This is a genomic window from Pseudomonas sp. 910_23 (assembly GCF_052850795.1).
The window spans coordinates 56,766-72,742 of the sequence record NZ_VXCZ01000017.1 but is presented as its reverse complement, the minus strand read 5'-3'; the positions used below and the strand labels follow the sequence as shown (position 1 = coordinate 72,742).

The following is a 15,977-nucleotide window of genomic DNA, read 5'->3' as shown; positions in this document are numbered from 1 at the left end:
CCCCCGATGACGGAGTGTCAGTCACTGCATTGGGTGACTGACCCAATGCCATCAGGGGCAAGCCCCTTCCCACATTGGTCTACTGTGCAGCTTAGATAGCAGCCAGGGTCTCTTTCACCGTCTGCGCCTGTGGGTCAACCGTCTTTGCTGCTACCTGCTGCTGTTGCTGCTGCTGAAGCCGCTCGGACACTTGCTTGGCAAAGGCGTTTTGCTCTTCCACCGGCAGGGCGTTCAGTTGCTCCAGGGTCAGGCCCCGTTCTTTGAGCAATTGATCGCGAATGCGCTCGGCCGGGGTCTTGGTCATGTAATCGGTGAACTCACTGCGGGCTGAGCCGGCAGCGCTGGATGCCGGCACGTCGCTGGACGCTGTGGCTTGCAGTTGCACACGGGTCTTGGCGAACGCTTCGTCAATGCGATCACTGGCCTTGTCCAGTTCCTTGTGCGCAGATGGCACCGTGATGCTCTGCTGCGCAGCCTGCAGGGCGCCGCTGTATAGCGCGCTGGCGGCGGCGTTGGCGGGGTCCATGTCGGGTCGCTTGATCTGTTGGACGGTCGACATGGCTTGGGTATTGTTGTTAACCAGCATGATCGGTCACCTGTGCAAATGGTCGGTGCCACAGCTGGAGCAAATAGCGTGCCGTGTGTGCAAACCCCAAGGTTTACTGAGAATGGCTTGGCTGCCGCGGCAAGCATGCTGCCGCTGGCGGCCAAGCATTGCCGTCAGTGGGCGATATTTTCCAGCGCGAGGTTACGCGTACGCGGCCCGAACCAGCTGATGGTAATCATCACGATCAGCATGCTGCTGGCGATAAACGCCAACACCCCCGGCGTGCCCAGGTGTTCGAGGATAAAGCCGATCAGCAAACTGCTGAACACCGTGGACAAGCGGCTGAACGAGTAGCAGAACCCCACCGCCCGTGCGCGGATATTGGTGGGGAACAATTCGCTCTGGTACGAGTGATAACTGAAACTCAGCCAGGCATTGCAGAAGGTGATCATCACCCCGCAGAAAATCAACCCCAGTGCGCTGGTTTGCAGGGCGAACAGGCTACCGAAAATCACCGCGCCCATGGCGGAACCGACAATCTGCCATTTGTTTTCAAAGCGGTTGGCCACCTTCACAAACAGCAACGGCCCCAGCGGGTAGGCGAGGGTGATGATAAAGGCGTACATCAAGCTGTGGGTCACGCTGACACCCTGGCCCGACAGCAGCGCCGGCAACCAATTGCCGAAGCCGAAAAAACCGATGGCCTGGAACACATGGAACACGATCAGCATCAAGGCGCGGCGACGGTAGGGCGGTTGCCAGATATCGGCAAAACGGCCGCTGCCTTGAACGCTGACGGCTTCGGGTTGCGGCTCATCCAAGGGCTTGCCGTGATCTTTCAGGCAGCGTGTTTCCAGGTTGTCCATGATCGCACCGGCTTCTTCGAAACGGCCCTTCTGTGCCAGCCAACGCGGCGATTCAGGCAGGCGCTTGCGCAATTGCCAGATAAACAGCGCAAACACCGCGCTGCTCAACACCACCCAGCGCCAGCCGGAGATGCCGAACGGCGCCTGGGGCACCAGCCACCACGACATCAAGGCCACGGCGGGCACCGACAGAAACTGAATGAAAAACGCAAAGGCAAACGCCGAACTGCGCATGCGCTTGGGCACCAGTTCCGAGAGGTAGGCATCGATAGTCACCAGTTCGATGCCCAGGCCGATGCCCACCACAAAGCGCATGCAGATGATGCCCAGGGCGGAGGTTTGAATACCCATCAGCACTGTGGCGACGGTGTACCAGATCAATGCAAAGGTGAAGATCGCCCGGCGCCCATAGCGGTCGGCGATGGGGCTGAGCAGGCTGGCGCCGAGGAACAGGCCGAGGAAGGTTGCCGAGGCGAACGCAGCCTGGTCCGAGAAGCCAAACACGCCCTGGCTGCCGGTATTAAAAATGCCGTCGCTGATCAGGCCGGGGCTGATATAGGCGGTCTGGAACAGGTCATACAGCTCGAAAAAACCACCGATGGACAGCAGCGCCACCAGGCGCCAGATGGTGGCCACGGCGGGCAGGCGATCGATGCGCGCGCTGATATGGGCGGCGCGGAGCGGGTCGATACCGTCGGTGGTGGATTGGGCGGGCATGGTGAAAACTCAGTAAGTGATGGGGATTTCAAATACCTGGAATGCATCATCCAGCGGTTGGTAGCCCAGCACACGTGTGGTTTCGCTCAAATCCAGACGCTTGAAGCGGTTGTTGGAGATGCCGTGGGCGATCAGGTGCTTCACGCCGACGGTTTCCACTGAGCGTTGCAGCAGTTGCACGGCATCCCGCGGGCTGAGCCACGCGCTGAGGTCGCGGGCGTTGTTCAGGTCGTGGGTTTCGGGGAATTCAAAAGCGCCGATGCGCAGGGCGATGGTCGACAGCGGCGTCTTGGCTGCGTAGTAGCCACACAACGCCTCGCCATAGCATTTGCTCACGCCATACATATTGGCGGGCATCACCTGCATACCAGGGGTGATCTGCCGGTCCACCGGGTAGCCTTCGATGGTTTGTGCGCTGCTGGCGAACACCAGGCGCAGCACGCCGGCGGCCACGGCGGCTTCGAACAGGTAGGTGGTGGCGAGGATGTTGTTGGGCAGCAGTTCATCGAACGAGGCAGTGGCGTGGGGGATGCCCGACAGGTGCACGATCACGTCGATGCCTTCGAGCAGCGTTGCGAGACTGGATTTATCGCGGAGGTCGGCGTGTACGAAGCGGTGCCCGCCCAGGTCGAAATCCGGCGCGATACGGTCAGTGAGCGTGAAGCGGTAGCGGTCTTGTGAGGCCTGGAAAAATGTCTTGCCGATTCTGCCGCAGGCGCCGGTGAGTAGTACGTTGAGTCCGTTCACGTGGGGTCCCTGTGCTTAGTTGTGGCCGTCGAGGGCGAAGGTCTTGAAACCGGCGTGCTGGCTAAGCCGCTGATAGTAGGCGGCAATGGCTGGGTAGGGCGGACGCTGCATGGGCGTTGCCTGCCAGCGGTGTACCGAGAGGCCGATCAAGATATCGGCGAGGGTGAATTCCTCGCCGGCCACATAGGCACCGGTCTTGGTCAGTTGCTGTTCGAGAATGCCCATCTTGTCGTTCCATAGCTGCACCGCGGCGGCGATTTGCGCCGCGTCGAGGCCGTCGGGGTTGTTGCGTACCAATGCGGTGAAAGCGTCGCTCCAGGCGCGATTGAGTTCCACGGCTTGCCAGTCGATCCATTGCTCGACACGCGCCCGGGGGGCGGGCTCGACAGGCAGCAGGTCGTGGCGTTGGTACAGGCCGACGAGGTAGCGACAGATGGTGTTGGACTCCCACAGCACGCCGTGGTCGTCGATCAGCACAGGTATCTGCGCGTTGGGGTTCAGAGCGAGGAACTCGGTGGACTGGGTGGGCTTGAAGCCGATGCCCCAGTCTTCACGCACGTAGTCGATGCCCAGTTCCTGGCAGGTCCACAACACTTTGCGCACGTTGATGGAGGACGTGCGGCCCAAGATTTTCAGTGAATGTCCCATGGTGCTTCCCTGGCGATGGAAAGTGGTCAATCTAGCAGGGGTAAAGTGGGCACGGTTAAAAAATGTGGGAGGGGGCTTGCTCCCGATAGCGGTGGGTCAGTCAACTTACATATAGCTGACCCACTGCAATCGGGAGCAAGCCCCCTCCCACATTTGGACCGAGTAAGGTCTCAGCAGCGTGGTGTGTGCTGGTCCATGGCCTTGCCGAGCAGCGAGTTAAATGAGGGTGGCAGCTGTACGCAGGTTAGTAGACCGGTGGACACTCAAAGCCGGCGCACCCGAAAGTGCCCTACGCACAGCCGCCATTAACACAGGCAGACTTCTGATCGTTCCCACGCAGAGCGTGGGAACGAGCGGGTCAGGTGCTCTCCCGCACCTGCAACTCAAACCCCATATCCACCACCGGCTTGGCGATCTTGTTGCCCGCCATGATGGTCAACAAATGCTCCGCCGCCCTGCGGCCAATGGCTTCTCGTGGCGTGCTGATGCTGCTCAGGCGCGGCACCATGAATGACGATGCAGGCAAGTCGTTGAAGCCTAGCACCGCCACCCGCTCCGGCACCTTGATGCCATGGCGCAGGGCTTCAAGCAGGGCGCCCTGGGCCAGGTCGTCGTTGCCGAAAAAGATTGCATCCACATCCGGATGCGCTGCCAGCAATTGCAGGAACAGTTCGCCGCCCAGGCCCACGGAAGAGGGCCGTGGCGTCAAGAGTTCCAGCGCTGGGTCGTACATGCCCGCCTGCTGCAAGGCGCGGCGGAAACCTTCACCGCGCAACAACGTGCGCTGATCCAACTGCGCGCCGATGTAGGCCAGGCGCTTGCGCCCGCGGGAAAGCAAATGCGCCGCCGCCGTTTCGCCTGCTGCCAGTTGCGAGAAACCCACGCAGTTCACCCCGGTATTGGGGTCCAGATCCATCATGTACACGCACGGCACATTGCTGGTCTCGACCATTCGTCGCGCGCTTTCGGTGCGGTCGAATCCGGTCAACAGCAACCCCCGTGGCTGGTAAGACATGTAGTTGCGCAACAGGTTTTCTTCTTCATCGCGCGAATAATGGGAGTTGCCGATCAGCACTTCAAAGCCCTTGGGCCGCAGTACCTGATGGATGGCTTCCAGTGTTTCGATAAACAACAAGTTGGACAGCGACGGCACCAGCACCACCACCGATTGGCTCTGGGCCGACGCCAGGGCGCGAGCGGCGGGGTTGACCACGTAGCTGAGTTCGGCGGCGGCCTGCTGGACTTTTTCCACCAGTTCTGGGGCGACCGTGCTGATGCCACGCAGGGCGCGGGAGGCGGTGATTGGGCTGACCCCGGCCAGGCGTGCAACTTCATTGAGGGTAGGGCGGCCCGTCGTGCGGGTATTTTTATCGTTCTTGGAGGTCATCAGGCGGCTTGCCAAACAAAAATCGAGGCACTAAGGTAGCGCTGTCTCCAAAGGGCTGCAAATTATTGAACCTAGGGTTGCCTGATCCGGTTCGAATGATTGGAGCAGATGCACGCGTCACTCCATAAAAATGACAAGTCGGCGCGGGAAAAGCCTGTTTTTGCACTAGCCTTATGCTGTGCAAAGGTAGCGCTATCTGCGTCCTGAGGTGTTTCATGAGTCAACCTGTTACCGCCCTGGTCATCATGGGTGTTTCCGGCTGTGGCAAGTCCAGCGTCAGCGAAGCCCTGTGCCGCCTGAACGGCGCCACTGCCATTGAAGGCGACAGCTTTCACCCCGCCGCCAACATCGAAAAGATGAGCGCCGGCCACCCCCTTAACGACGACGATCGCGCCGGCTGGCTCGACATCCTGTGCGATGAACTGCGCCGGTCGCTCACAGCGGGCGAGCATCCTGTGCTCACCTGTTCAGCCCTGAAAAAGAAATACCGCGACCACCTGCGCGAAGCCGCGCCGGGCCTGGGCTTTGTCTTCCTGGAGCTGACCCGCGAAGTGGCCGCCGACCGCGTGTCCCACCGCCCCGGCCATTTCATGCCGGCAAGCCTGATCGACAGCCAGTTCGCCACCCTCGAATCGCCCAAGGGCGAACCGCTGACCCTGGCCCTCAATGCCAGTGAAGACAGCGTCGAGGAGCTGGCCGAGCAGACCAACGCCTGGTGGCTCAAGCACGGCTTTGAACCAACTCATTAATTTTTTGCCGGAAAAGATAGCGCTATCCCCGGCAGGAAATTCAACACCCGCTTTAATAACAACAACAAACAGGAGAGACCCCCCATGTTTGGCATGTCCCACGAGTCTTACCTGCTGCTAGATGCAGTGGTCACTATCATCGGGTTGATCGTTCTGATCACCAAGTTCAAGGTGCACCCGTTCATTGCACTGATCATCGCGGCCGGTTTCCTCGGCCTGACCTCGGGCATGCCCGTGGACAAGATCATCAAGGCGTTCCAGGACGGTTTCGGCGGCGTGCTCGGCTTTGTCGGCATTATCCTCGCGCTGGGCACGATGCTTGGCAAGATGATGGCCGAATCCGGCGGTGCCGATCAGATCGCCCAGACCCTGATCCGCGCCTTCGGCAAAGAGAAGGTCCAGTGGGCCATGATGTTCGCCGCGTTCCTGGTGGGCATCCCGCTGTTCTTTGAAATCGGCTTTGTGCTGCTGATCCCGCTGGTGTTTATCGTGGCACGGCGTACCGGCGTGTCGCTGATCAAGATCGGCATCCCGCTGCTCGCCGGCCTGTCGGCGGTACACGGCCTGGTGCCACCGCACCCGGGCCCGCTGCTGGCGATCGGCGTGTTTGGCGCAGATATCGGCAAAACCATTCTGTACGGCCTGATCGTCGCACTGCCAACCGCCATCATCGCCGGCCCGATCTTCGGTACGTTTATCGCCAAGTACATTCCGGGCAACCCGTCCCAGGAACTGGTCGATCAACTGGCCCGCGAGACGGATAACAAGTCGCTGCCAAGCTTTGGCATCACCCTGGTCACCGTGCTCTTGCCGGTGTTCCTGATGCTGCTCAAAACCTTTGCCGACATCGCCTTTGCCGAAGGCAACGTGGTGCGCAACTGGATGGACATGATCGGTCACCCGATCACCGCCTTGCTGCTGGCGTTGCTGCTGTCGCTGTACACCTTTGGCCATCGCCAGGGCATCCATTCCAAGCAGATCCTCAAGCTGCTCGACGCCAGCCTGGCGCCGACCGCCGCGATCATCCTGATCATCGGTGCCGGTGGTGGCTTCAAGCAGATGCTGGTGACCAGCGGCGTGGGTGATGTGATCGGCCATATGGCAGTCAACGCACAGATCAACCCGATCCTGCTGGCGTGGTTGGTGGCGGCGGTGATTCGTATCGCCACCGGTTCAGCGACGGTCGCGACCATTACCGGTGCAGGCATTGTGGTGCCGGTGGTCGGCATGATTCCGGGCGTCAACCGCGAGTTGCTGGTGCTGGCGACGGGCGCGGGTTCGTTGATCTTGTCGCACGTCAACGATGCGGGGTTCTGGCTGGTCAAGCAGTACTTCAACATGACCGTGGCCGAGACGTTCAAGACCTGGACGGCGATGGAGACCATCCTGTCGATCGTGGCGCTGATCTTCATCATGTTGCTGTCGTTGGTGGTGTAAGCCACACCGCACAGTCTGGGGTGAAAACCCAATCAAATGTGGGAGGGGGCTTGCTCCCGATGGCGGTGGATCAGTCACCAGATGTATCGACTGAACCACTGCTATCGGGAGCAAGCCCCCTCCCACATTTTGACCGAGTTAGACGCTGGCTTTGGGTACTAGCCCATCCGCCCTGAACATGCCACGAATCCCGCGCACCGCCTGGCGAATCCGGTCCTGGTTTTCGATCAGCGCAAAGCGTACGTGATCATCACCATACTCGCCAAAACCAATCCCCGGCGACACACACACCTTCGCCTCCAGCAGCAACTTCTTGGCAAATTCCAGCGAGCCCATGGCAGCATACTGTTCGGGGATTTTTGCCCAGACGTACATCGACGCCTTGGGGTTCTCCACCATCCAGCCCAGCTCATGCAGGCCCTTGACCAGCACGTTGCGGCGCTGGCGGTACTGCTCGGCGATGTCTTTGACGCACTGCTGATCGCCTTCCAGCGCAGCAATCGCCGCGACTTGCAGCGGTGTGAACGTGCCGTAGTCGTGGTAGCTCTTGATCCGCGCCAGGGCGTTGACCAGTTCGGGGTTGCCCACCATGAACCCGATGCGCCAGCCGGCCATGTTGTAGCTCTTGGACAGGGTAAAAAACTCCACCGCGATGTCCTTAGCGCCGGGTACCTGCATGATCGAGGGGGCTTTCCAGCCGTCGTAGACGATATCGGCGTAGGCCAGGTCGTGCACCACCAGCACGTCGTATTGCTTGGCCAGGGCGATCACTCGCTCGAAGAAGTCCAGCTCCACGCACTGCGCAGTGGGGTTGGACGGGAAGCCCAGGATCATCATCTTTGGCTTGGGGATCGAGCCGCGAATTGCCCGTTCCAGCTCGGCGAAAAAGTCCACGCCCGGCACCAGCGGCACCGAACGTACCTGGGCACCGGCAATCACCGCACCGTAGATGTGAATCGGGTAGCTGGGGTTGGGCACCAGCACGGTGTCACCCTGGTCCAGGGTGGCCAGCATCAGGTGCGCCAGACCCTCTTTGGAACCGATGGTGACGATGGCTTCCGACTCGGGATCGATATCCACCTCGTAACGGTCCTTGTACCAGCGCGAAATCGCCCGGCGCAGGCGCGGAATGCCTTTGGAGGTGGAGTAGCCGTGGGTGTCTTCACGCTGGGCGACGGTGACCATTTTTTCCACAATGTGCGGTGGCGTGGCGCCGTCGGGGTTACCCATGCTCAAGTCGATGATGTCTTCGCCGCGCCGACGCGCAGCCATCTTCAGCTCGGCAGTGATATTGAAAACGTAAGGGGGGAGTCGATCTATGCGCGCAAAGCGGCGCGGCGAACCTTGGTCGGCCATTGTTGCCTCGAGAGTACGTAAGCGCCCGGAACCGTCCGAGCGACGTCGGCCACTGCGGTGGCCTGCGAGGCAGACAATACGGGCGATGATGGCAAGTTGTCCAGATGCGTAGGAAAAATTTCTACATGGAGTGTGGCGCGGATATGCCCCTATACTCGATGCGGGTTTGTTCCCTCATAAGAAGGAGACTGTTCGTATGGATCAGCAGACAAAACAACCGTTGGAGCCACGCATGGAAGCCGGCAAAGCGCTGGTGATCGCCGGTGTGCAAGGGCGGTATTCGAAGGCCACCGTGGGCGATATCCCCAAGTTATGGGAGCTGTTTGACACGTGCATTAAAGACATCAAAACGCGCGTCGGCGGCGTGACGTACGGGGTTTGCTACAACCCCCACCACGGCGAATTCGATTACATGGCGGGGGTTGAAGTCCCGACCAAGGGCAACGTGCCCAGCAACTTCGAGTTCATCGAAATCCCCCCGCTCAACTATGCCGTGTTCCCCCATTACGGGCCGGTGCAGGCACTTGAGCAAACCTACGAACGCATCATGTTCGAATGGCTGCCGCATTCGGGCTACAAGGTGATGGGGGCGGATTTCGAGCGCTATAGCGCAGATTTCGATGGGAGGAAGGGCACGGGGACGGTGGAAATCTGGCTACCGGTTGGAGAGCGGGGCTGACTCCGCATTCGATGTCACGTAAACACGACAGGCGCGCGTGAAAGTCCTGTTTACGTGACATTACCGTTATGAACTGAATATCCAGCGCAACCGGCGCTCATACCCGACCCGTCCCTTGTAGGCCTCGCCGCTGTCCACCCATCCCGCCCCGAGATACAGCCCCATCGCCGCCAGGTTGTGCGTGTCCACAGACAACTCCAACCCTTTGATCTGCGGCCACGCCTCAAGCGCCATGGCTGGTAGCGCCTGCAAACACGCCTTGCCGAACCCGCGCCCTTGCTGATGTCGATCCACCTGCAACGCGTGCAGTGTGGCGCTGTGTTCATTGGCCCAATGGGGCAGGCACGGTGGGCGCTTGAGCAGGAGAAAGGCGACGGGAATGTCGTCTGCCAAAAACGCAAAGCCTTTGACCCCAGGGCTTGGGTTGGCCAGCAAGGTATTAAGGGCGCAGTAGATATCTCCGCTAAACGGCAATTGTTCAGGATGAACTTCGATGGCGCCCACTTGCTGTTGTTGCACAGCATTGAGCGCCTCGTAGGCAACAAGGCGGGTTTGCATCGGGCTATCCGAACGGCTGCAAAGAAGGGCTCAGTTTATCGGGTTTGACCTATGGGGAATTATTTTTCCGTGGTGTGTCGATTGGCACGAAGGCCATTCGACTAAGAGTGTCCTACGTGATTTTCCACCCCAAGGAGTCATCGCCATGAGCACTGCCATCAACCACCTGATCGAACAATGGAAACAAGCCGTCGTCAGTCGCGATATCGACAAGATTGTCAGCTTTTACGCCGACGATATCGTCTCGTTCGATGCCGTAACCGCTTTGCAGTTCAAAGGCAGGGCGGCCTACCGCGCGCACTGGGAAGAATGCATGAAGCATTGCCCCGGCCCCGGTATCTTCGAGTTTCATGAGCTGCATATCGTCCAAGCGCCAGACAGCGCGTTCGCTCACTGGCTGGCCCACTGCGGCGGTGCCGGGCCCGATGGTGAGGTGAAAGCCTGCTGGATGCGCGTGACCGCCGGGTACCAGCGCATCAATGGCCAATGGAAGGTGGTGCATGAACACTGGTCGGCGCCCTTTGATATGCAAAGCGGCACGGCGCTGTTTGACCTGGAACCCTGAGCGCCGCGAACTATAGTCAGTCATCCGAACACGGAGAACGCCATGAAATATCTGTGCCTGATCTACAGTGACGAACAGGTGTTGCATACCTCGCCCGACAGCCCCCACGACTCGGAGTGTCTCGCCTATGCGCAGGCCATCCAGGCCAGCGGGCGGATGCTGGCCGCCGAGCCGCTGGAGCCGGTGGCCACCGCCACCACCGTGCGTATGCTCAATGGCAAGTTGTCGATCACCGACGGGCCGTTTGCCGAAACCAAGGAGCAGCTCGCCGGGTTCTACCTGATCGACGCCAGGGACCTTAACGAAGCGATCCAGGTGGCGGGTGGCATTCCGGCGGCCCGGGTCGGCAGTGTGGAAGTGCGCCCGGTGCGCGAACTGAACGTGCCGCAATGACGCTCAGTGGTCAGGTCGAAGCCATTTACCGCAGCGAGTCACGGCGTGTGCTTGCCACGCTGATTCGCGTGCTGGGTGATTTCGACCTGGCCGAGGAGGCGCTGCATGAGGCGTTTTTTGTCGCCGTGCAGCGCTGGCCCGAGGACGGCATACCGGATAACCCACGGGCCTGGCTGGTATCGACCGGCCGCTTCAAAGCCATCGATCGCCTGCGCCGCCAGGCGCGGTTTACCCCGTTGCTGCAAGAGCAGGCCGACACGCTGCAGGCAGCTGACTGGAGCGATGACGACGTGGAAGATGACCGCCTGCGCCTGATCTTCACCTGCTGCCATCCGGCGCTGGCCCCTGATGCCCAGGCCGCGCTGACCCTGCGTGAGATCTGCGACCTCAGCACCGAGCAAATCGCCCACGCGTTCCTGGCCACACCTGCCACCATCGCCCAGCGCATCGTGCGCGCCAAGGGCAAGATCCGCGATGCGAAAATTCCTTACCAAGTGCCGTCCCGAGCCGAATTGCCCGAGCGATTGGATAGCGTGTTGCGCGTGATTTACCTGGTGTTCAACGAGGGCTACACGGCCTCCACTGGGGCGGACCTGACGTGCGAAGACTTGACCCTGGAGGCCATTCGCCTGTGCCGTTTGCTGATGCAATTGCTGCCGGAGCCGGAGGTGATGGGCTTGTTGGCGTTGATGCTGTTGCATGAGTCGCGAAGGCCCGCACGCACCTCGGCCAACGGCGAACTGGTGCTGCTGGATGCTCAGGACCGTGGGCTGTGGGACAGATCTCTGATAGCTGAAGGCTGCAACCTGGTGGAGCAGGCGCTGAGCACCCGGCGCTTCGGGCCGTATTGCTTGCAGGCGGCGATTGCGGCGGTGCACGCCGAGGCTGCCTGCGCCGGGGAAACCGATTGGCGACAGATTATCGGGCTCTACGATGTACTGCTCAGAGCGGTACCCTCGCCGGTGATCGAATTGAACCGGGCAGTTGCGGTGGCGATGGAGCAGGGGCCATTGGTGGGGTTGGCGCTGGTGGAGGGCATTTTGCAACGCGGTGACTTGCACGATTACCACTTGGCGCATTCGGCCCGCGGGGAGTTTTGCCGGCAGTTGGGACGGGTTGAAGAGGCCCGTGCAGCTTACGAAAAAGCCCTGTCGCTGACCCAGCAAACCCCGGAAAAACGCTTCATCATGCGCCGCCTCGCCGAACTCAATTCCCCCAGACAATGACTATCCAAATGTGGGAGGGGCTCAGTCGAGCATCTTGCCCAGCAACCAACTCCCAGCAGGCCCCGGTGGGTGTTGGCGTGACCACAACGCATCCACCGCCACCGAGCGCGGCCAACTGCGAACCTTGAGTTCGACCAACTGATTGCCGCCAAAACGTTCCACCAGCCAGCGTGGAATCGGTGCCCAGCCAAAACCCAGTTGCGCCATCTCCATCAACATCAGGTAACTCGGTGCCGACCACACACGCTGAGTGCTGCGGTTTTCATTGGGGTTGATGATGCTCGCCAAGCGCAGTTCCCGGTGTTGCTGCAAGACGTGCGCAAGCACCCTGTCCAGGCCAGCCAATGGGTGTTCAGGCGAAACGAACAGCGCGATTTCCGTGCGTTCTTCCACGCAGGAGAAGGTTAGATCCGGCGGGTAAATCTCTTGTTTCTCGATAAACGCAATCTGTGCCCGGCCGCTTTGTACCAGCGCGATCAGGTCTTCGCATTCGGCGATCAGGCATTCCAGCTCAAGGTCCGGATAGCGTTGCTCGAAGGCTGTGAGGGCGATTTCGAATCGATCCGATTGGTAAGTATCGGACATGGCGATACTCAACTTCGGCTCCAACCCCTGGGATAACTGACTGGCGGCCAACTCCAGGCGACTGCTGGCCTCCAGCACCTGTTCGGCCCGTTGCAGCAGTACCTGCCCCGCCGCAGTCAAGGTGGGTTTGCGGCTGCTGCGATCAAACAGCACAACGTTCAGGTCAATCTCAAGGCTGGCCACCGCCGCGCTGACAGTCGACTGGCTTTTGCCCAGCTTGCGCGCAGCGGCGGAAAACGAGCCTTGGGTGGCGGCCTGGACAAATGCCTGGAGTACTTCGTGGGAGGCCATACTATCGCCTTGCTCGATGGTTATTGGTTATGAAGTATCGAGACAAAGCCTGATCATGGCAACCATCGTCATTCACGGAGCCGGGTTATGAACCCTACCAAGTCGATTACTGAACGTGTTTTCCAAGCCCTGGGTTTTGAAGGCTTGGCCTTGTTGATCTGTACGCCGCTGTTGGTGTGGATCACCGGCAGGCCGGCACTGGAGATGGGCGCAGTGACCCTGGGCATCAGCCTGCTGGCCCTGAGCTGGAACGTGGTTTTCAACAGCCTGTTCGACCGCCTCAAAACACACCTGCAACTGGCCAACAGTGGCTGGACCCGGGTGCTGCACGCGCTGCTGTTCGAGGGCGGCCTGATCCTGCTGGCAGTGCCGTTGATTGCGACCTTGATGAAGATCAGCCTGTTGGAGGCGTTCATCCTCGACATTGGTGTGCTGCTGTTCTTCCTGCCGTACACCTATGTGTACCACTGGGGTTATGACGTGTTGCGCGAGAAAATCGTCGGTAAAACCCCAGTAGCCCTGTAGGTGGGCGCCTACAGGAACATCCCGCCCGACGCCTCGATCCGCTGGCCGGTGATCCAATGGCTGCCATCGGCCAGCAATGTCGAAATCGCCCCGCCAATGTCGTCCGGCAAACCGGCGCGGCCCAAGGCCGTGTTATTGGCGACCATGGCATTCACATCGCTGTTGTCGCGCACCGCGCCGCCACCGAAGTCGGTGGCAATCGCGCCCGGTGCCAGGGTGTTCACGGTAATACCGCGTGGGCCCAGCTCTTTGGCCTGGTAGCGCGACAGCACTTCGACCGCTCCTTTCATCGACGCATAGGCTGCATACCCCGGCAGGCTGAACCGCGCCAGGCCGCTGGAAATGTTGATGATGCGTCCTCCATCGCTGATCAACGGCAGCAGTTTTTGCGTGAGAAAAAACGGCGCCTTGACGTGGATCGCCACCAACTGGTCGAACTGGGCTTCGGTGGTCTCGGCGAAGCTGGCGTGGGCAGCGATGCCTGCGTTATTGATCAGAAAGTTGAAATGATCCTGAGCGAAAACATCCTTGAGCAACGCGCCGACCTGGCCGACGAACCCATCGAAGCTTGCGCTCTGGCTGACGTCCAGTTGCAGCATGGCGGCGCGGCCACCCAATGCCTCCACTTGGGCAACTACGGCTTGGGCCTCGCCTGCGGCGCTGTGGTAGGTGCCGATAATGTCTACGCCTTGCGCAGCCAGGTGCAGCGCAGCGCTTTTGCCCAGGCCACGGCTGGCGCCGGTGATGAGTGCGATTTTACGGGTCATGGTGCAGTCCTCAGTGATAGTTAGTGGAACTGAGTGTATTTGTCCGGTCATGACGTGATAAACAGGCTGATATCGGAATCACTGGCCGGATAAGGCGAACAATCTAATGAACAAGCTTGAGCTGCTGCGCACCTTCGTACGCGTCACTGAGTTATCGAGCTTTACCCAGGCCGGCCAAAGCCTGGGTTTGCCACGCTCTACGGTATCCGAGCATGTGCAGGCGTTGGAGGAGTTGCTCGGCGCACGGCTGTTGCAACGCACCACGCGCAAGGTGCAGGCGACCCAAGACGGGCGTGTGTTGTATGAGCGCAGCAAGGATCTGCTGGCGCATATGGAAGAACTGGAAGGGTTGTTTCGCCAGGATGAAACCCAACTGGCCGGGCGCATACGGGTGGATATGCCCAATGTCATGGCGCGGGGTTTGATCGTGCCGAACTTGCCCACGTTCATGACTCGCCATCCCCTGATCGACATCGAGATCAGCGGCTCGGACCGCCAGGTGGACCTGATCGCGGAAGGTTTCGATTGTGTCGTGCGCGTCGGTGCCCAGCCAGACCAAACAGTGGTGGCGCGACGGGTGTGCAGCATGCCGATGGTCAACTGCGTGAGCCCGGCGTATCTGCACCGTTACGGCATGCCTGCGACATTGGCTGACCTGGCGAATCACCAATTGGTACATTACGTGCGGCCCCTGGGCGCACGTTCGGCAGGGTTCGAATACCTGGTGGGCAACAAGGTGCAACGTTTGCCGATGGCAGGAAGGGTGACCGTCAACAGCACCGATGCGTATCAGTCGGCGTGCCTGGCGGGTTTTGGCATTACCCAAGTGCCCCAACTCGGGATCCGCGATTTATTGGCCAGTGGCGAGTTGGTTGCGGTGCTGCCGGCTTACCAGGCACCGCCTCTGGACGTGTATTTACTGTACGCCGGCCAGCGGCATTTACCGCTGCGGGTGCGGGTGTTCATGGACTGGTTGACCGCCACCCTGCAAGCCCACCTTTAACGGCGCGCCGACAACTGCTGCGGCGCCAGGAACGCATCGTGGAAGTAATCGCGGAAGGCTTGCATCGCCGGGGTAAACGCGCGCTCGCGGTGCCAGGCCAGGCCGACGCTCATGGGCGTGACCGGGTCGGTGACGGTCAGGGTTTCGATGCGCTTGCCTTCCAGCGACCAGGGCCGGTGCACCAGGTCCGACAGAATCGCCACGCCGCTGCCATTGGCAACCATGCTGCGCACCGCTTCCACCGAGCTGGTGCGCAGCCGCACCCTGGGGGTTTGCCCGGCCTGTTCCCAATAGCGCATGGCACTGTGTTCGGCTTCATCGACGGTCAGCAGGATGTAGGGCTCTTGCGCCACGTCCGCCAGGCTGACGGCTCCGCGTTCACACAATGGGTGATGGCTGGGCAGCCACAGGCGGCGTTCGGAGTTGAACAGGATCTCAGAGACGATATCCGCGTGGGTGAGGTTGGCGGTAAGCACCACGGCCATGTCGAACTGGCCATCGAGCAGGCCCTGTTCGATGGCCTGACGTTCCTGCTCGAACACCTCGATAGTCACGTCCGGATGCCAATGCTCCATGCGCTGCAAATGGTGCGGCAGGAAATAACCCAGCACTGTGTAGCTCGCCGCCACCCGTAGCACGCCGCTGGCGCGGTAATCCGGCAGCGGGCTGTTCAGGGCGTCTTCCACGCTGCGCACAATCACATAGGCGCGGTTGAGAAAATGTCGACCGGCGTCGGTGAGGTTCATGCCCTGGGCCGAGCGCACGAACAACTGCACGCCGAGCATGGCTTCCAGCTCCTTGATCGCCGTGGTCACCGCCGACTGGGAAATATTCAGGTGAATCGCTGCCTGGGAAATCTGGCCGATTTCAGCGGTGGCGACGAAGTAGCGAACCTGGCGCAAGGTAAGGGACATAGTCAGTATCTGATTTT

At 60.5% G+C, this 15,977-nt stretch carries 18 protein-coding genes; 8 read left to right on the top strand and 10 right to left on the bottom strand.

All coding sequences use genetic code 11. The features are described 5' to 3' along the window. Positions 1 to 91: 91 nt before the first annotated feature. From FW800_RS19935 to FW800_RS19915, 5 genes are all read right to left on the bottom strand, one after another. The gene (locus tag FW800_RS19935; protein WP_446438296.1) at positions 92 to 586 is read right to left on the bottom strand and encodes a hypothetical protein; all 495 of its coding nucleotides are present in this window, start codon (positions 584 to 586) and stop codon (positions 92 to 94) included. A 134-nt stretch (positions 587 to 720) separates the two neighbouring features. After that, complete coding sequence (locus FW800_RS19930) at positions 721 to 2,130, bottom strand: MFS transporter (RefSeq protein WP_223017839.1); 1,410 nt, start codon at positions 2,128 to 2,130, stop codon at positions 721 to 723. A 9-nt stretch (positions 2,131 to 2,139) separates the two neighbouring features. Next, entirely contained in the window at positions 2,140 to 2,877 is a 738-nt protein-coding gene (locus FW800_RS19925; protein ID WP_446438295.1) for an NAD-dependent epimerase/dehydratase family protein, read from the bottom strand. A gap of 15 nt (positions 2,878 to 2,892) precedes the next feature. Beyond that, positions 2,893 to 3,525 carry a glutathione S-transferase family protein gene (locus FW800_RS19920; RefSeq protein ID WP_032879782.1) on the bottom strand — a complete coding sequence of 211 codons (633 nt, stop codon included), beginning with the start codon at positions 3,523 to 3,525 and terminating at the stop codon, positions 2,893 to 2,895. A gap of 358 nt (positions 3,526 to 3,883) precedes the next feature. Beyond that, complete coding sequence (locus FW800_RS19915) at positions 3,884 to 4,915, bottom strand: LacI family DNA-binding transcriptional regulator (protein ID WP_446438331.1); 1,032 nt, start codon at positions 4,913 to 4,915, stop codon at positions 3,884 to 3,886. Positions 4,916 to 5,127: 212 nt separating this feature from the next. On the opposite strand from FW800_RS19915, the gene FW800_RS19910 reads away from it, so the two are divergent. After that, complete coding sequence (locus FW800_RS19910) at positions 5,128 to 5,661, top strand: gluconokinase (RefSeq protein WP_032879784.1); 534 nt, start codon at positions 5,128 to 5,130, stop codon at positions 5,659 to 5,661. An 84-nt stretch (positions 5,662 to 5,745) separates the two neighbouring features. Next, positions 5,746 to 7,098: a GntP family permease gene (locus FW800_RS19905; RefSeq protein WP_005790708.1), complete on the top strand. Its 1,353-nt coding sequence runs from the start codon at positions 5,746 to 5,748 to the stop codon at positions 7,096 to 7,098. Positions 7,099 to 7,236: 138 nt separating this feature from the next. On the opposite strand, the gene alaC is transcribed toward FW800_RS19905, so the two are convergent. Then, positions 7,237 to 8,454 carry an alanine transaminase gene (gene alaC, locus FW800_RS19900; RefSeq protein ID WP_032879786.1) on the bottom strand — a complete coding sequence of 406 codons (1,218 nt, stop codon included), beginning with the start codon at positions 8,452 to 8,454 and terminating at the stop codon, positions 7,237 to 7,239. Between the two features lie 196 nt (positions 8,455 to 8,650). Here alaC and FW800_RS19895 point away from each other — a divergent pair, with 196 nt between their 5' ends. Continuing rightward, on the top strand, positions 8,651 to 9,133 hold the full coding sequence (locus tag FW800_RS19895; protein ID WP_216092004.1) for a GyrI-like domain-containing protein: 483 nt from the start codon (positions 8,651 to 8,653) through the stop codon (positions 9,131 to 9,133). A 66-nt stretch (positions 9,134 to 9,199) separates the two neighbouring features. On the opposite strand, the gene FW800_RS19890 is transcribed toward FW800_RS19895, so the two are convergent. Continuing rightward, positions 9,200 to 9,691, bottom strand: a complete 492-nt coding sequence (locus tag FW800_RS19890) for a GNAT family N-acetyltransferase (RefSeq protein ID WP_446438294.1) — start codon at positions 9,689 to 9,691, stop codon at positions 9,200 to 9,202. Positions 9,692 to 9,836: 145 nt separating this feature from the next. Here FW800_RS19890 and FW800_RS19885 point away from each other — a divergent pair, with 145 nt between their 5' ends. Genes FW800_RS19885 through FW800_RS19875 form a run of 3 tightly spaced genes read left to right on the top strand, consistent with a single transcriptional unit; the run spans position 9,837 to position 11,875 of the window. Further along, positions 9,837 to 10,256, top strand: coding sequence for a YybH family protein (locus FW800_RS19885; protein WP_032879792.1), 420 nt, complete (start codon positions 9,837 to 9,839; stop codon positions 10,254 to 10,256). Between the two features lie 42 nt (positions 10,257 to 10,298). Continuing rightward, entirely contained in the window at positions 10,299 to 10,649 is a 351-nt protein-coding gene (locus FW800_RS19880; RefSeq protein ID WP_446438293.1) for a YciI family protein, read from the top strand. Beyond that, positions 10,646 to 11,875: an RNA polymerase sigma factor gene (locus tag FW800_RS19875; RefSeq protein WP_446438292.1), complete on the top strand. Its 1,230-nt coding sequence runs from the start codon at positions 10,646 to 10,648 to the stop codon at positions 11,873 to 11,875. Before FW800_RS19880 ends, FW800_RS19875 begins: the two co-directional genes overlap by 4 nt. 21 nt (positions 11,876 to 11,896) lie before the next feature. On the opposite strand, the gene FW800_RS19870 is transcribed toward FW800_RS19875, so the two are convergent. Then, complete coding sequence (locus tag FW800_RS19870; protein WP_103734762.1) at positions 11,897 to 12,751, bottom strand: LysR family transcriptional regulator; 855 nt, start codon at positions 12,749 to 12,751, stop codon at positions 11,897 to 11,899. Positions 12,752 to 12,838: 87 nt separating this feature from the next. Here FW800_RS19870 and FW800_RS19865 point away from each other — a divergent pair, with 87 nt between their 5' ends. Then, positions 12,839 to 13,276, top strand: a complete 438-nt coding sequence (locus tag FW800_RS19865; RefSeq protein ID WP_005790692.1) for a multidrug/biocide efflux PACE transporter — start codon at positions 12,839 to 12,841, stop codon at positions 13,274 to 13,276. 8 nt (positions 13,277 to 13,284) lie between these two features. On the opposite strand, the gene FW800_RS19860 is transcribed toward FW800_RS19865, so the two are convergent. Continuing rightward, positions 13,285 to 14,043: an SDR family NAD(P)-dependent oxidoreductase gene (locus tag FW800_RS19860; RefSeq protein WP_005790690.1), complete on the bottom strand. Its 759-nt coding sequence runs from the start codon at positions 14,041 to 14,043 to the stop codon at positions 13,285 to 13,287. Positions 14,044 to 14,149: 106 nt separating this feature from the next. Between FW800_RS19860 and FW800_RS19855 the strand changes: the two genes are divergently transcribed. After that, positions 14,150 to 15,046: a LysR family transcriptional regulator gene (locus FW800_RS19855; RefSeq protein ID WP_446438291.1), complete on the top strand. Its 897-nt coding sequence runs from the start codon at positions 14,150 to 14,152 to the stop codon at positions 15,044 to 15,046. On the opposite strand, the gene FW800_RS19850 is transcribed toward FW800_RS19855, so the two are convergent. Beyond that, positions 15,043 to 15,960 (bottom strand): LysR family transcriptional regulator, encoded by a 918-nt coding sequence (locus FW800_RS19850; protein WP_005790687.1) that lies wholly within the window; start codon positions 15,958 to 15,960, stop codon positions 15,043 to 15,045. The genes FW800_RS19855 and FW800_RS19850 overlap by 4 nt on opposite strands. Between the last annotated feature and the right edge of the window lie 17 nt (positions 15,961 to 15,977).

What these genes read in the sequence shown, in the direction of transcription:
- FW800_RS19895 (WP_216092004.1), top strand. Translation starts at nt 8,651, where the DNA reads ATGGATCAGCAGACAAAACAACCGTTGGAGCCACGCATGGAAGCCGGC.
- FW800_RS19860 (WP_005790690.1), bottom strand. Translation starts at nt 14,043, where the DNA reads ATGACCCGTAAAATCGCACTCATCACCGGCGCCAGCCGTGGCCTGGGC.
- FW800_RS19905 (WP_005790708.1), top strand. Translation starts at nt 5,746, where the DNA reads ATGTTTGGCATGTCCCACGAGTCTTACCTGCTGCTAGATGCAGTGGTC.
- FW800_RS19850 (WP_005790687.1), bottom strand. Translation starts at nt 15,960, where the DNA reads ATGTCCCTTACCTTGCGCCAGGTTCGCTACTTCGTCGCCACCGCTGAA.
- FW800_RS19870 (WP_103734762.1), bottom strand. Translation starts at nt 12,751, where the DNA reads ATGGCCTCCCACGAAGTACTCCAGGCATTTGTCCAGGCCGCCACCCAA.
- FW800_RS19910 (WP_032879784.1), top strand. Translation starts at nt 5,128, where the DNA reads ATGAGTCAACCTGTTACCGCCCTGGTCATCATGGGTGTTTCCGGCTGT.
- alaC (WP_032879786.1), bottom strand. Translation starts at nt 8,454, where the DNA reads ATGGCCGACCAAGGTTCGCCGCGCCGCTTTGCGCGCATAGATCGACTC.
- FW800_RS19935 (WP_446438296.1), bottom strand. Translation starts at nt 586, where the DNA reads ATGCTGGTTAACAACAATACCCAAGCCATGTCGACCGTCCAACAGATC.
- FW800_RS19865 (WP_005790692.1), top strand. Translation starts at nt 12,839, where the DNA reads ATGAACCCTACCAAGTCGATTACTGAACGTGTTTTCCAAGCCCTGGGT.
- FW800_RS19890 (WP_446438294.1), bottom strand. Translation starts at nt 9,691, where the DNA reads ATGCAAACCCGCCTTGTTGCCTACGAGGCGCTCAATGCTGTGCAACAA.
- FW800_RS19875 (WP_446438292.1), top strand. Translation starts at nt 10,646, where the DNA reads ATGACGCTCAGTGGTCAGGTCGAAGCCATTTACCGCAGCGAGTCACGG.
- FW800_RS19855 (WP_446438291.1), top strand. Translation starts at nt 14,150, where the DNA reads ATGAACAAGCTTGAGCTGCTGCGCACCTTCGTACGCGTCACTGAGTTA.
- FW800_RS19885 (WP_032879792.1), top strand. Translation starts at nt 9,837, where the DNA reads ATGAGCACTGCCATCAACCACCTGATCGAACAATGGAAACAAGCCGTC.
- FW800_RS19930 (WP_223017839.1), bottom strand. Translation starts at nt 2,130, where the DNA reads ATGCCCGCCCAATCCACCACCGACGGTATCGACCCGCTCCGCGCCGCC.
- FW800_RS19920 (WP_032879782.1), bottom strand. Translation starts at nt 3,525, where the DNA reads ATGGGACATTCACTGAAAATCTTGGGCCGCACGTCCTCCATCAACGTG.
- FW800_RS19880 (WP_446438293.1), top strand. Translation starts at nt 10,299, where the DNA reads ATGAAATATCTGTGCCTGATCTACAGTGACGAACAGGTGTTGCATACC.